Consider the following 12,803-nt stretch of genomic DNA (forward strand, 5'->3'; position numbering starts at 1 on the left):
ATAACGCCTCATAAAATCCGGCGGGCCGCCGTCGGTGCCCCATTTCAGCAAAATACAGGTTATGGCAAAACATCAAGCGACATCCGCGCCCGGTCAAATCCGCATTATCGGCGGTCAGTGGCGCGGCAGAAAACTCCCCGTGCCGGACAGCCCCGGCTTACGCCCCACCACCGACCGCGTCCGCGAAACCCTGTTCAACTGGCTCGCTCCGGTCATTCAGCAGTCGCGCTGTCTGGACTGTTTTGCCGGCAGCGGCGCGCTGGGTCTGGAGGCGCTGTCACGCTCGGCCGCTCACGCCACGCTACTGGAAGCCGAACGCAATGTGGCGCGCCAACTCGCGCAGAATCTGTCGCTGCTGCGTGCCGATAATGCCGACGTGGTGAATACCGATACGCTGCAATGGCTGGCTAAGCCGGCGTCCCCTCTCCCTTTCGACGTGGTGTTTCTCGACCCGCCGTTTCGCCGCGGCCTGTTGGATGACACGCTGCGGTTGCTGGAAGACGGCAATTGGCTGGCGGCGGAAGCCTGGATTTATATCGAAACCGAGGCGGAAAACCGTATGTTGGCTATTCCGCCTACCTGGACGCTGCACCGCGAGAAAACCGCCGGTCAGGTGTCCTACCGTCTTTATATCCGTCATGCGTCTGATGCGACTCCCGGAGGCAACGATGAGCATTTGGATTAATCTTGGCCGACTGCTGATGCTGGGCATATGGGGGTTCTTGATTCTGAACCTGATTCATCCTTTTCCCCGCCCGCTGAACATTTTCATGGTGCTGGCGATGGGATTCATGCTGTTGATGCACGGCGTGCAATTTCTGCTGCTGAAAGCCAGCCAGCCCAAAGACGCGCCGCCGCTCAGCGGGCTACTGCAATTGCGCATCTTTCTGTTCGGGGTGTTCGAATTACTGGACTGGCAGCGAAAACAACCGGTGCCGCCGCGTAAAAAACGCTAGCGGAAAACCGTTCATCGGCAGGGAAACGGCGGCGCGGCAGGCGCCACCGGATAGCCTAGGTTTTTTTACCCGGCAGCTAGTTTTTTTTACCCGGCAGATAGGGAAAATGGGTGACGTTATCGCCCAGTTCTGAAATACGGGCGCTATCGCGATCACGTTCGGTGACCGCATCAATGCGGATAACGGCCTGCAGTGGAATATAGCTGCGGCCAACGCCGGCAAACTCCGTTTTCAGCTTCTCCGTGGTGGGATCAACCAGTACCGCTGATTGGTTGTCGAAAACGAAATCGGCAATTTCAATAAATCCGAACAGATTGCTCTGCACCAGCTCACGCACATACAGCTGATAGTTCTTACCGTTATTAATGAACTGGATACGATAAAGTAAGGGTTCATTGCTCATTAAAAGTTCGTCTCCCCCGACAAGTTGTCAGGCATCATCATTTCGTCACAAAAACTGGCCGCTAACATAGCATGAAGCCCGCCGCCTCTCCACCGGCAAGCCGGCCGGTATCACACATCACGCCGACCTCAAACTCAGGATTTGCCTATACTGAGAACCAGTCCCGCCAGGCATAATCGACACAGGCCGTTAAACGCGCTGGCGGGGCGACAATCCCGGCCATCAGGGCGCAGGTTGTCCGCCATACGCCGGAACGGCGCTCGATTCATCACTCTGGATTCATCACCTTGAAGGACACGCTATGCTCTGGTCTTTTATTGCCGTCTTTTTTTCCGGTTGGTTGTATGTCGACGCCAGTTATCGCGGCCCGGTCTGGCAACGCTGGTTGTTTAAACCCGTCACCCTGCTATTGATGATGCTGATGGTCTGGCAAACGCCTCAGCTCGGCATCCCCGGCTATCTGGTGGTCTTGGGGCTGGCGACCACGCTGGTCGGCGACGCGCTGTTACAGCTCTCCGGCGATCGGCTGCGGTTTGCACTGGCGGCTTATTTGGCCGCACACGTGCTTTACACCGTCAGTTTTTTCGTCTCACAGCCTTCGCTGGGGTTCTTCTGGCCGCTGCCGCTGGCACTGGTTCTTCTGTCGGCGCTGCTGCTCGCGCTGTTGTGGTCACGGCTAAAAGCCGAGCGCCTGACGGTCACGGCGTTGGTGCTGGTGACTGCCTTTATGGCATGGGTGGCAGGGGATCACTATTTTGCACTGGGCAACGCCGCCAACTTCTCGTTACTGGCAGGCGCGCTGCTGTTATTTATCGGTCACGCTATCTGGCTGGTAAACCACTTTCGCGTTAACTTTCGCGCGTATCAGGCATTGATGGCTATCTGTTACTTTGGCGGTCATTTTCTGATAGTCCGCTCGCTTTACGTCTGACGCCGATAGCCCCACAAGTTCGCAAGGCGCTCCCGGATTGCTACGCCCCTTTGCGCAGCAGGTAGCGATACGGCGGTCGCTCGGTCATTTGCGCCAGCAACTCATGCTCCATATAACGGCAAAAACCGGGAATATCACGGGTGGTGGCCGGATCATCGGCGATAATCAGCAGCGTTTGCCCGGTTTCCATCTGGCGCACGGTTTTGCGCACCATCATTACCGGTTCAGGACAACGCAGCCCCTGTGCATCCAGCGTATGGTCCGGATTGGCGAAAATATCGGTCATTCAGTGTCTCATGATGATTGTCGAACGCAGTGCGGCGTAGTTTACCCTTCCCGCAAGGGGGTGCAAGCCGTCAGGCGGCGATTAATTATTACACATGAAATCATACGTCCGCGAACCATTGCAAAGCTACAACAACGCGGTATGATGCCGACACGTTAGCGTTAAAAAGACGCATATACCCGAAATAACCCGAATTGCAGCACGGCGCAAGCCGCATGGATATCTGGCCGCTGACCGCTGTCGGCCACCAGGATGAATCAAGCCGGCCAAAGCAACTGTAACTTGAAGTATGACGGGTATGACGAGGCAATTTGTCTGGGTTCCCTCACCCCAATAACCAAAAAAAGGTCATACTATGTTTCAATTCTCCGCACAACAGCGGCTGACGGCGCTGTGCTGGTTATCGCTCTTCCATATTCTGGTGATTATCTCCAGTAACTATCTGGTTCAGCTGCCCATTACGCTTTTCGGCTTTCATACCACCTGGGGTGCCTTTACCTTCCCGTTTATCTTTCTGGCGTCCGATTTAACGGTACGCATTTTCGGCGCTCCGCTGGCACGCCGCATTATCCTGACCGTGATGGTGCCGGCGCTGATCGCGTCGTATCTGGTTTCATCGCTGTTTTATAAAGGTGAATGGCAGGGGTTCGGCGCGCTGAGCCAGGTGAACCCGATAGTCGCGCGTATCGCCGCCGCCAGCCTGATGGCGTATGTATTGGGCCAGATTCTCGACGTACATGTTTTTAACCGCCTGCGCCAGCTCAAAGCCTGGTGGGTGGCTCCGGCCGCTTCCGCCGTGCTCGGCAACCTTAGCGATACCGTCGCGTTCTTTTTTATCGCCTTCTATCGCAGCACGGACCCATTCATGGCGACCCACTGGATGGAAATCGCTACGGTGGATTATTTCTTTAAGATCGCCATTAATCTGATTTTCTTCCTGCCGATGTACGGCGTACTGCTGAATATGTTGCTGCGCCGTCTGAGCCAGGCGGGAAGCTCGCCGTACCAGGATCAGACCGCATGATACGCTTTTTATTCAAAACGGATTTTCCCGCCCATAAACGGGTTTCGGAATAACCGGAAAAATTGCCTGCCCCAGCCTGATTCGAGCGTAAGACAGGAATCGTAATCACAAAACGCTTGTTTTTACGTCTCGAATCAGGTGCCATAGCGCCACTTCTGTTTTTGTTCGTGATAAAGAAAGGATACCCATGCCAAACTTAGCGAAATATATCGGTATTGGTCTGCTGGCCGCCACGCTGGCCGCCTGCGACGGCAACAGCGATAAGAAGGCCAACGCGCCGGCCGCCAACCCAACGGCAGAGAAAGCCACCTCGCAGAATGTGTCCCTGCTTTCCGGTAAATTAAGCTTTACGCTGCCGGATGGCCTGAGCGATCAAAGCGGAAAATTAGGCAATCAGAACAACAACATGCATGTCTATGCCGATCAAAGCGGCCAGAAAGCCATCATCGTGATTGTCGGTGATGATACGGCGCTGGATCTGCCGGCATTAGGTCAACGGCTGGAACAGCAACAACGCGGACGCGACGCCAGCCTTCAGGTACTGGGCAACAAGACCGCCGAGATCAACGGCCATCAGATTCAACAACTCGATAGCGTGATGACCAGCGACGGGCAGAAAGCGTTCTCGTCTATCGTGCTGGCTAAGGTGGATAGTCGCCTGCTGACGCTGCAAATCACGCTGCCGGCGAACAATCTGCAGCAAGCGCAGGCCGATGCAGGCAAGGTCATCAGCACACTGAAGCTGAACTGATTTCATTCAATGCCTGAGCCCCCCGCCGCGCCGATAACGGCTGACGGCGGGAACTCACTCATCCTGCCGCCACGTCTTGCCCGCCACGCTGATATAGCCGCAAAGTCAGCAATAACCCTATCAACGCCAATCCTGCGGCAGCCAGATAAATCGCATTGATATCGGTATAGGCCATCATAATGCCGGCGACCGGCCCAACCACACCCAACGACAAATCAAGAAAGATAGTATAAGTCGCCAGCGCGCTGCCCTGATTCTGCGCGGACACCGCCTTGACCGCCACCACGCCCAGCGCCGGAAACACCAGCGAAAACCCGGCGCCGGCGAAAAAGGCGCCCACTTCCGCCATCAGCGGGTGAGACGCCAGCCATATCAACAGCAAACCGGCGCTTTCCACCAGAAAGCAGGCCAGCGCCACCCGCAAGCCGCCAAAACGATTAATGACATTCGGGAACAACAGACGGGTGCCGACAAAAGCACAACTGAACACACTCAGGGTCAGCGCGGCGCCCTCCCACTGGCGGCCGGCGTAAAACAAGGTGATAAACGTCGAAATCACGCCAAACCCGGCGGACGCCAGCGACAGAATCACGCCGTACAGCCACACTTTGCCGAGTACTTCGCGAAACGGCAGCTTCTTGCCCGGCGTTACCTTCACTGCCGGGCGAGGTAACGCCAGCAACATTGCCATACCGGCCACCAGCACGACGACCAACGCCAGCAGCGACAAACCGCCGAGATGGTAAATCCACACCCCCAGCGGAGCGCCAATCGCCATTGCGCCGTAGGTCGCCACGCCGTTCCACGAAATCACCCGGCCAATATGTAACGACCCAACCACACCGACGCCCCACAACGTTGCGCCGGTGCCGGCAAAACTCTGCCCGATGCCCAAAATCAAACGTCCGATACACAGCAATGCTAGCGCCAGTATCGGTGAGCCGTCGCTCCAGGCAGCCAGTGCATAGAACACACCGCTCAGCACACTCCCCGCCAACCCGAACACCACCACCTGTTTTGGCCCTTTTTCATCGGCATGACGACCGGCTCGCGGGCGGCTGATCAGAGTAGAAAAATACTGCAAGCTGATGACCAGACCGGCCCAGAATGCACTGAACCCAAGGCGCTCATGCACATAGCCCGGCAATACCGCCAGCGGCAACCCGATATTCAGGTAGCTGGCAAAGTTAAACATCACCACGGACAGGATGCGCAGGTTCAGGCGTAAGCCGCCGGGAGAGGGCTTGGGCGGCACGGACGGTGTGGAAACAGGCATGGCGAATCGGCTCGCTTACAGGTCGCGTCGACAAGCGAACGCGGCGGACAATGTTAAGATTCCGAGTATAAACAAGACATTTGTGTCTTTCAGCATCAATCAGCCGATAGGCCGTCTTTACACATTTACCGACAGTTCGCCTGCGTTATACTCAGCAGGAATGTCGCTCAGGAGAGATTGCATGCCTGTGAAGCCCAACCCGCCGCCCCCATCGACCGAACAGGGCGCGCAATGCGGCGCGCCGAGCCAGCGCTTCGGACGTTTAACCGGCGGGCTGCATCGCATCAGATCAGTACCGGCTATCGCGCATTTTATCCGCGCAGGAGAGCGGTTTAACGACCGGATGGGCAACCAGTTCGGCGCAGCCATCACCTATTTTTCGTTTCTGTCGCTGATTCCGATTCTCATGGTAACGTTCGCCACGGCAGGGTTTGTGTTGGCTTCCAACCCTGACCTGCTGACCGGTCTCATCAACCGTATTGTCAACAGCATCAGCGACCCGAACCTCGCCCGTACCCTGAAGAACACCGTGAATACCGCGGTACGGCAGCGCACCACCGTTGGGTTGACCGGTTTGCTGATAGCACTCTATTCCGGCGTAAACTGGATAGGCAACCTGCGGGAAGCGATTCACGCTCAGTCGCGCGATGTGTGGGAGCGTAAGCCGCACGAGGAAGAGAAACTCTATCTGCGCTACCTGTGGGATTTCCTGTCGCTGATCGGGCTGCTGCTGGCGCTGGTGATCACGCTGTTTCTCACCTCGGTAGCCGGCAGCGCGCAGGCGACTATCGTCCGGGCGTTGGGTCTGGGCGGCATTGATTGGCTGCGCCCGGTCATGACGCTGATTGCGTTGTCCATCTCCATTTTCGCCAACTATCTGCTGTTTTTGTGGATACTGTGGGTACTGCCGCGCCATAATCCCCGGCGCACGCCGCTGTTGCGCGGCACGCTGATGGCGGCCATCGGCTTCGAAGCGCTGAAATTCGCCATGACCGTGGCGCTGCCCAAACTGGCGACATCGCCTTCCGGCGCCGCGTTTGGTTCCGTGATCGGCCTGATGACGTTTTTCTACTTTTTTGCACGCCTGACCTTGTTTTGTGCCGCCTGGATCGCCACGGCGGACCCAAAAGCCGAGACACCTAAACCGGCGTCGCTACCCGACGCCTGACTCGGCCCAGAGCTAATTAACAGGAGCAACCATGCCTTTCGTCAATATTCGCATCACCAAAGACGGCGCCACCGCCGAACAAAAGAAACAACTGATTGCCGGCGTAACGCAGTTACTGGTGGATACGTTGGGGAAAAATCCGGCCACTACCGTCGTCATCATTGACGAGGTGGAAACCGACAATTGGGGCATCGGCGGGCAGAGCGTTACCGAACGTCGCCAGCAAGCGTCATAACCGCAAACACAACGCATCAGGCGCCACGCTGTACACAGGATCGGGATTACAATCGCTTTTCCCGATCCATATCATGAAAAAATAAAACATCGTTTCATCACTATTGACTCTCTGCCGTGTAATGTTGAGACTGGCGCTAGTTTCCACTTGGTTCACCTTCTCTTTTTTACAGGTCAGCTGTCATGACGACGAAGAACATTGCGATTATTGGCGAGTGCATGATTGAACTGTCACAGAAAGGCGCGGATCTCAGCCGCGGTTTTGGTGGCGATACCCTCAACACCGCCGTCTATATCTCCCGTCAGGTAAAACCAGAAGCACTCGGCGTGCACTATGTTACCGCGCTGGGCACCGACTCTTTCAGTAGCGAAATGATGGCTTCCTGGCAGCAGGAAGGGGTCAAAACTGACCTGATCCAGCGTCTGGACAACAAATTGCCGGGGCTGTATTTCATCGAAACCGACGCGACCGGCGAACGTACGTTTTATTACTGGCGTAACGATGCTGCGGCCCGTTACTGGCTGGAAAGCCCGGATGCCGAAACCATCAGCCAGCAACTGGCGAAGTTCGACTACATCTACCTGAGCGGCATCAGTCTGGCGATCCTCAACCAGAACAGCCGTGAACGCCTGCTGGCGGTGCTGCGCGCCTGCCGCGCCAACGGCGGCAAGGTGATTTTCGACAATAATTACCGCCCGCGTCTGTGGCAGAGCAAAGAAGAAACCCGCCAGTCATACAGCGATATGCTGGCCTGCACCGATATCGCATTCCTGACGCTGGACGACGAAGATATGTTGTGGGGCGAAATGCCGGTAGACGAGGTGTTGAAACGTACCCACGGCGCAGGCGTAACGGAAGTGGTTGTCAAGCGCGGCGCAGACGCTTGTCTGGTGTCGATTCAGGGTGAGCCGCTGCTGGAAATCCCGGCGATTACGCTGCCGAAAGAGAAAGTCGTCGATACCACCGCGGCAGGCGATTCATTCAGCGCCGGTTACCTGTCGGTGCGCCTGAACGGCGGTAGCGCGCAGGATGCCGCCAAACGCGGCCACCTCACCGCCAGCACCGTTATTCAGTATCGCGGTGCGATCATCCCGCTGGACGCGATGCCGGCCTGAAACGCGTCACGCGGTTAACGCAACAAAAAACGCCGGTTCAGCATCATACTGAAGCGGCGTTTTTATTTGCCCATCATGCGGATATAGCAAAATCATGACGCTAATACCAAGCAATGCATAACAAATCTCATTGATGCGGGCGATAAACCTGGCCGTCGTAACTTTGCCAATGGCACTATTACCCGTGTTACCGAATACCCGTGATATCGAAAACCCGATTGTGGTTGAAGGTTGAAGGTTGAAAAACATGATAAGACGATAGCGTTCAAAGCGACTGACTTACCACAAGCCGTTAAGCAGGCATTGCTGAAAGAAGGCGATATCGCCCGTACACTACTAAAAGATCCGCAGGTAATGGCGAGCTATGTTGAACTGATTTTTGACATGATGAAACAGCGTAGTAGAGCCACTCAATAACGCAGAGAGGTTGATTAAATGGCAGATAACACGCCTCAAGCTCCACAAGGTGAGTTTGTTCTCTTCACCAGTGCTGACGGTCAAACCCGCGTTGAGTGTCGTTTTGAGTCCGATACGTTGTGGCTTTCTCAAGCCATGCTAGCTGAGTTATATGGCAAAGCGAAAGCGACCATCAGTGAGCATATAAAAAATATATTTACTGAAGGTGAATTGGCCGAAAATTCAGTTGTTCGGTTATACCGAACAACTGCGGCAGACGGCAAATCCTACAATGTTCAATACTTTAGCCTGCCATTAGTATTAGCAGTTGGTTATCGAGTCCGTTCAAGCCGTGGCACTCAGTTTCGCCAATGGGCAACCCAAACCTTACAAGAGTATTTGATCAAAGGCTTCGTCATGGATGACGAACGCCTGAAAAATCCGCCCGTTGGTCATTCCGCTGTGCCAGATTACTTTGATGAAATGCTGGAACACATTCGCGATATCCGAGCCAGTGAGCGGCGTGTTTATCTGCGGGTGAAAGAAATCTTTACTATGGCCGCCGACTACGAGCCATCCAACCAGGATACTAACCGTTTCTTTCAAACCATCCAAAACAAGTTGCATTATGCCTGCACGCATATGACGGCCGCTGAGCTTATCGCCAGCCGTGTAGATAAAGGACAAATAACCGTTTAATCCGTCGGAGCGGATCGGCAACTGCCCATGTGGCAAGCTTGCGTTGTTTTTCGCTGATTATCAAAGGTCTTAATCTCAATCCATCTGGCAATAGATGGCACAGGATTACCGTTGAGTTTTTGCCTGAGCGGCGGATAGACCCACAGCGCTGGTATGCGTAAACTGGGTGCTATCCGGTTATTTTAAAGCGGTTGTCAAATTAAGGGACACACCCAGTCTATCTATTGTGCCGGTGCCGCAGAAGCGGTGTTATTATCCGGTTTCATGATACTCATGTAGGTCTCGCGCAACGCCTTCATGTCGGCTTCGGGTTCGCCCTGTGGCTGCAACATCACCAACGTCGCTTCCTGAGACAGTTGCTGATGCAGCTCCTGATTCAGCATCTCCAGCGTGACGGAGGCCAGGTAATTCTGGCGCAGTTTCTGATACTGCTCCGGTGCGATATCCACCACGCCATTTTTCTGCGAACGCAGACGCTGATCCATCAAAATATCGGTGCCGGCACGGGCATAAGTGGCGAACAGTTTGCCCAGTTCCTCCGTCTTACGCGCCATCAGCGTATCAAACTCGGCCTGAGACAACCCTTTATCCCGTAACGCCAGCAGCTCTTTGCTCAGGAACGTCACCCCTGTCTGGGCCGACTCGCCGGTAACATTATCCAGATGGATGGCGCACTGAGCACGACCATACACCACATTGCAGTCGAAACGGACATTGGTGTCTTTCAGCGGGCTTTTAGTCAATGCCTGCTGCATATGCCAGAACAGCGCCTCGCGCGCCAAATCACTGTGCCAGTAACGGGCCAGCGCCTGTGAATCACGAATGGGTTGCCACGGCATATCCCACACCAGCGACAGAATATCCTGCTTCATATTGCTGTCCATCAGGCTAATAGGAGCCGATGGCATCGCGGATAAGGTCGGCAGCGGCGACGGGACGACGCGTTTCCCCTGCAACGGAGAAAACGCTTTGTCAATCTGTTCGGCAATGACGCGGCTGTCGACATTACCCACCACATACAGCGTCATGACGTCCGGGGTGTACCAGGTTTTGTAATATTTGCTGAGCTGTTCCGCATTCGCCGAGGCTTTTAGCGGTTGACCCGGCGCGTACGACAGCAACGACGATCCTTTCAGGCGATAGCGCCAGGTCGGGTCCTGAGGGTTGGAAGGCGCGGTCGCCACCGGATCAATCATTTTCGTCGCCGATGCGATGCGCTTATCGTCAATCGGTAACTGGCCCGCCGTATCCGCCAGCCAGTTGAGGGCATCTTTCAGCAGGTCAGGCCGGTTATTCGGCAAACTCAGATTATAGGACGTGAAATCATACGATGTCGTAGCCGGAGGCAGCGGCCGGGTTTCGCTTTCAGATTGCTGCCACAACGACGGTAATTGACCGGCGGAAAAGGTGTCTCGCGGCAACAACGCCAGACGCGGAATAAAATGGGCAAACCCCGTTTGCTGCGAGTTTTCCGTCAATGAACCGGTGTTAATCATCAACCGTAGTTCAATCCGGTCGCTGGGGCGCTGGGGTGTAGCAAGAAGCTGCCAGTTAAAGCCGTTATCCAGCTTGCCTTGTTGCCAGGCGGGATCGGGTTGTAGTGCTTCAGCCTGCACGTTGCCGACAGTCGCCGCCAGCAACACTCCACCAACAAAAAGGCCAAATTTGGTGCCCTGCATGTGAACCCCTACTTTAATCACTAACTATACCCTTCATACTTCAAGTTGCAGGTGCGTTGGCTGCCCTCACTCACCCCAGTCACTTACTTATGTAAGCTCCTGGGGATGAAATGAGAGACATCCTGTCTCTCACCAGAGGCCAGCCTTTGGCTGGTCAAATTCGTTCCCGACGAATTTGTCGCTCGATTGCCGCCTGCCTGCAACTCGAATTATTTTGGGTATAAATACAGTATGTTTTTGTGAATTCAGGCGAAATAATCCTGACGCCTCACGTGTTATTCGCCCCATAAAAAATGAGAGGCGAAGTGTACCATCCCGTTAGACAGCGTGCTTTCGTCTATGTCACTCAACAACGTGAAATAAGAGTAAAAAAATTAAAGGCGTCTAAATCTAGCACAGAATGGATAAGAATTACCCACAGCCCGTGAAACGAACTGTGGGTAAAGAAAGGCAGGAGAAAATCAGTGTGACGTATCAGGACGGACGGGATTCCGCCGCCGGGGCGTCATGACGACCGGACAGCACATCGTCCATCTGTTTGGAATCGAGCTCTTTACACCATTTGGCGACGACCACGGTTGCAACACCGTTACCGACCAGGTTGGTCAACGCACGGGCTTCGGACATGAAGCGGTCAATCCCCAGAATCAGCGCCAGACCGGCAACCGGCAAATGTCCTACTGCGGAAATCGTTGCCGCCAGTACGATAAAGCCACTGCCTGTCACGCCCGCAGCCCCTTTCGACGACAACAGCAGCACCACCAGCAAGGTAATCTGATGCCAGATATCCATATGGCTGTTGGTCGCCTGAGCGATAAATACCGCCGCCATGGTCAGGTAAATCGAGGTGCCGTCCAGGTTGAAGGAGTAGCCGGTCGGAATCACCAGGCCCACGACTGATTTCTTACAACCCAGTTTTTCCATCTTCTCCAGCATACGCGGCAGTACGGATTCAGAAGACGAGGTTCCCAGCACGATCAGCAGTTCTTCACGAATGTAACGAATGAACTTGAAGATGCTGAAACCGGTGGCTTTGGCGATAGAACCCAGCACCAACACCACGAACAGAATACAGGTGATGTAGAAGCAGATAATCAACTGCCCCAGTTGTATCAGCGTACCCACGCCATACTTGCCGATGGTGAAAGCCATCGCACCGAATGCCCCCAGCGGCGCCAGACGCATGATCATGTTGATGATGCCGAAAATGACTCTGGAGAAACTTTCGATCACATCAAAAATCACCACACCTTTTGGCCCCAGACGGTGCAGAGCGAAACCGAACATCACCGCGAACAGCAGCACCTGCAGGATGTTGCCGCTGGCGAAAGCACCAATCACACTGGAAGGAATCACATCCATCAGGAACGGTATTACGCCTTGTTTACCCGCTTCGCTGGTATAAGCGGAAATCGCAGACGCATTTAATGCCGCCGGGTTAACATTCATGCCAGCCCCTGGCTGCAAAATGTTGACCACAACCAGACCGATGATCAGCGCCAGTGTACTAACGATCTCGAAATAAAGTAACGCCACCGCACCGGTACGACCGACCGATTTCATGCTCTCCATGCCTGCAATGCCGGTTACCACAGTACAGAAAATAACTGGCGCAATGATCATTTTGATCAGTTTTACGAATCCGTCACCCAGGGGTTTCATCTGTTCACCCAAAGCCGGGTAGAAATGCCCCAATAATATCCCGATGGTAATAGCTGTAAGTACCTGAAAGTAGAGACTTTTGAATATTGATTTTTTCATAGTGTGACGTCCTTTGATGGGAAAAAACACAGGGGACAAAGAACGATAAAATTGCCGCCTGTGCTTGCGCCGGAAAATAACACCCTGATAACAGAGTGAATACTTTTATAACTTTAGTTTGTG

General features: G+C 54.5%; 14 protein-coding genes and 2 pseudogenes. 10 read left to right on the top strand and 6 right to left on the bottom strand.

The window, feature by feature from the left end; genetic code table 11:
- Positions 1-61 precede the first annotated feature (61 nt).
- Positions 62-685, top strand: a complete 624-nt coding sequence (gene rsmD, locus DCH402_RS19880) for a 16S rRNA (guanine(966)-N(2))-methyltransferase (protein WP_040003051.1) — start codon at positions 62-64, stop codon at positions 683-685.
- Positions 675-956, top strand: a complete 282-nt coding sequence (locus tag DCH402_RS19885; RefSeq protein WP_027713533.1) for a DUF1145 family protein — start codon at positions 675-677, stop codon at positions 954-956. The genes rsmD and DCH402_RS19885 overlap by 11 nt, the downstream gene beginning before the upstream one ends.
- Positions 957-1,032: 76 nt before the next feature.
- Here DCH402_RS19885 and DCH402_RS19890 read toward each other — a convergent pair whose 3' ends face one another.
- Positions 1,033-1,359 carry a DUF1820 family protein gene (locus DCH402_RS19890; RefSeq protein WP_040003053.1) on the bottom strand — a complete coding sequence of 109 codons (327 nt, stop codon included), beginning with the start codon at positions 1,357-1,359 and terminating at the stop codon, positions 1,033-1,035.
- A gap of 301 nt (positions 1,360-1,660) precedes the next feature.
- Here DCH402_RS19890 and DCH402_RS19895 point away from each other — a divergent pair, with 301 nt between their 5' ends.
- The gene (locus DCH402_RS19895) at positions 1,661-2,290 is read left to right on the top strand and encodes a lysoplasmalogenase (RefSeq protein WP_040003055.1); all 630 of its coding nucleotides are present in this window, start codon (positions 1,661-1,663) and stop codon (positions 2,288-2,290) included.
- A 40-nt stretch (positions 2,291-2,330) separates the two neighbouring features.
- On the opposite strand, the gene tusA is transcribed toward DCH402_RS19895, so the two are convergent.
- Positions 2,331-2,576, bottom strand: coding sequence for a sulfurtransferase TusA (gene tusA, locus DCH402_RS19900; protein WP_027713535.1), 246 nt, complete (start codon positions 2,574-2,576; stop codon positions 2,331-2,333).
- Between the two features lie 355 nt (positions 2,577-2,931).
- On the opposite strand from tusA, the gene DCH402_RS19905 reads away from it, so the two are divergent.
- Both DCH402_RS19905 and DCH402_RS19910 read left to right on the top strand, forming a co-directional pair.
- Positions 2,932-3,600, top strand: a complete 669-nt coding sequence (locus tag DCH402_RS19905; RefSeq protein ID WP_015848362.1) for a 7-cyano-7-deazaguanine/7-aminomethyl-7-deazaguanine transporter — start codon at positions 2,932-2,934, stop codon at positions 3,598-3,600.
- A gap of 187 nt (positions 3,601-3,787) precedes the next feature.
- Positions 3,788-4,351: a DcrB family lipoprotein gene (locus DCH402_RS19910; protein ID WP_040003058.1), complete on the top strand. Its 564-nt coding sequence runs from the start codon at positions 3,788-3,790 to the stop codon at positions 4,349-4,351.
- Between the two features lie 58 nt (positions 4,352-4,409).
- On the opposite strand, the gene DCH402_RS19915 is transcribed toward DCH402_RS19910, so the two are convergent.
- Complete coding sequence (locus DCH402_RS19915) at positions 4,410-5,627, bottom strand: MFS transporter (RefSeq protein WP_040003060.1); 1,218 nt, start codon at positions 5,625-5,627, stop codon at positions 4,410-4,412.
- 181 nt (positions 5,628-5,808) lie between these two features.
- Between DCH402_RS19915 and yhjD the strand changes: the two genes are divergently transcribed.
- The 5 genes and pseudogenes from yhjD to rhuM all read left to right on the top strand — a co-directional run.
- A complete protein-coding gene (gene yhjD, locus DCH402_RS19920) occupies positions 5,809-6,795 on the top strand; it encodes an inner membrane protein YhjD (protein WP_040003061.1) in 987 nt (328 codons plus the stop codon).
- Between the two features lie 31 nt (positions 6,796-6,826).
- Positions 6,827-7,030 (top strand): 2-hydroxymuconate tautomerase family protein, encoded by a 204-nt coding sequence (locus DCH402_RS19925; RefSeq protein WP_015848366.1) that lies wholly within the window; start codon positions 6,827-6,829, stop codon positions 7,028-7,030.
- Between the two features lie 182 nt (positions 7,031-7,212).
- Entirely contained in the window at positions 7,213-8,145 is a 933-nt protein-coding gene (kdgK, locus tag DCH402_RS19930) for a 2-dehydro-3-deoxygluconokinase (protein WP_040003063.1), read from the top strand.
- 231 nt (positions 8,146-8,376) lie between these two features.
- Positions 8,377-8,562 carry a hypothetical protein gene (locus DCH402_RS19940; protein WP_040003066.1) on the top strand — a complete coding sequence of 62 codons (186 nt, stop codon included), beginning with the start codon at positions 8,377-8,379 and terminating at the stop codon, positions 8,560-8,562.
- A gap of 18 nt (positions 8,563-8,580) precedes the next feature.
- A pseudogene (rhuM, locus tag DCH402_RS19945) lies at positions 8,581-9,228 on the top strand (RhuM family protein); the annotation flags it as partial.
- Here the strand turns inward: rhuM and DCH402_RS23445 are convergent.
- From DCH402_RS23445 to DCH402_RS19955, 3 genes and pseudogenes are all read right to left on the bottom strand, one after another.
- A pseudogene (locus tag DCH402_RS23445) lies at positions 9,221-9,304 on the bottom strand (reverse transcriptase); the annotation flags it as partial. The pseudogenes rhuM and DCH402_RS23445 overlap by 8 nt on opposite strands.
- Before the next feature lie 157 nt (positions 9,305-9,461).
- Positions 9,462-10,919, bottom strand: a complete 1,458-nt coding sequence (locus tag DCH402_RS19950) for a M16 family metallopeptidase (protein WP_040003067.1) — start codon at positions 10,917-10,919, stop codon at positions 9,462-9,464.
- Between the two features lie 474 nt (positions 10,920-11,393).
- Complete coding sequence (locus DCH402_RS19955) at positions 11,394-12,680, bottom strand: dicarboxylate/amino acid:cation symporter (RefSeq protein ID WP_040003069.1); 1,287 nt, start codon at positions 12,678-12,680, stop codon at positions 11,394-11,396.
- Positions 12,681-12,803 lie beyond the last annotated feature (123 nt).

It is taken from the genome of Dickeya chrysanthemi NCPPB 402 (assembly GCF_000406105.1).
Taxonomy (GTDB): Bacteria; Pseudomonadota; Gammaproteobacteria; order Enterobacterales; family Enterobacteriaceae; genus Dickeya; species Dickeya chrysanthemi.

Bases quoted from the DNA above. Each gene is read 5' to 3' on its own strand.
- rsmD (WP_040003051.1), top strand. From the start codon at position 62: ATGGCAAAACATCAAGCGACATCCGCGCCCGGTCAAATCCGCATTATC.
- DCH402_RS19890 (WP_040003053.1), bottom strand. From the start codon at position 1,359: ATGAGCAATGAACCCTTACTTTATCGTATCCAGTTCATTAATAACGGT.
- DCH402_RS19895 (WP_040003055.1), top strand. From the start codon at position 1,661: ATGCTCTGGTCTTTTATTGCCGTCTTTTTTTCCGGTTGGTTGTATGTC.
- tusA (WP_027713535.1), bottom strand. From the start codon at position 2,576: ATGACCGATATTTTCGCCAATCCGGACCATACGCTGGATGCACAGGGG.
- DCH402_RS19905 (WP_015848362.1), top strand. From the start codon at position 2,932: ATGTTTCAATTCTCCGCACAACAGCGGCTGACGGCGCTGTGCTGGTTA.
- DCH402_RS19910 (WP_040003058.1), top strand. From the start codon at position 3,788: ATGCCAAACTTAGCGAAATATATCGGTATTGGTCTGCTGGCCGCCACG.
- DCH402_RS19915 (WP_040003060.1), bottom strand. From the start codon at position 5,627: ATGCCTGTTTCCACACCGTCCGTGCCGCCCAAGCCCTCTCCCGGCGGC.
- yhjD (WP_040003061.1), top strand. From the start codon at position 5,809: ATGCCTGTGAAGCCCAACCCGCCGCCCCCATCGACCGAACAGGGCGCG.
- DCH402_RS19925 (WP_015848366.1), top strand. From the start codon at position 6,827: ATGCCTTTCGTCAATATTCGCATCACCAAAGACGGCGCCACCGCCGAA.
- kdgK (WP_040003063.1), top strand. From the start codon at position 7,213: ATGACGACGAAGAACATTGCGATTATTGGCGAGTGCATGATTGAACTG.
- DCH402_RS19950 (WP_040003067.1), bottom strand. From the start codon at position 10,919: ATGCAGGGCACCAAATTTGGCCTTTTTGTTGGTGGAGTGTTGCTGGCG.
- DCH402_RS19955 (WP_040003069.1), bottom strand. From the start codon at position 12,680: ATGAAAAAATCAATATTCAAAAGTCTCTACTTTCAGGTACTTACAGCT.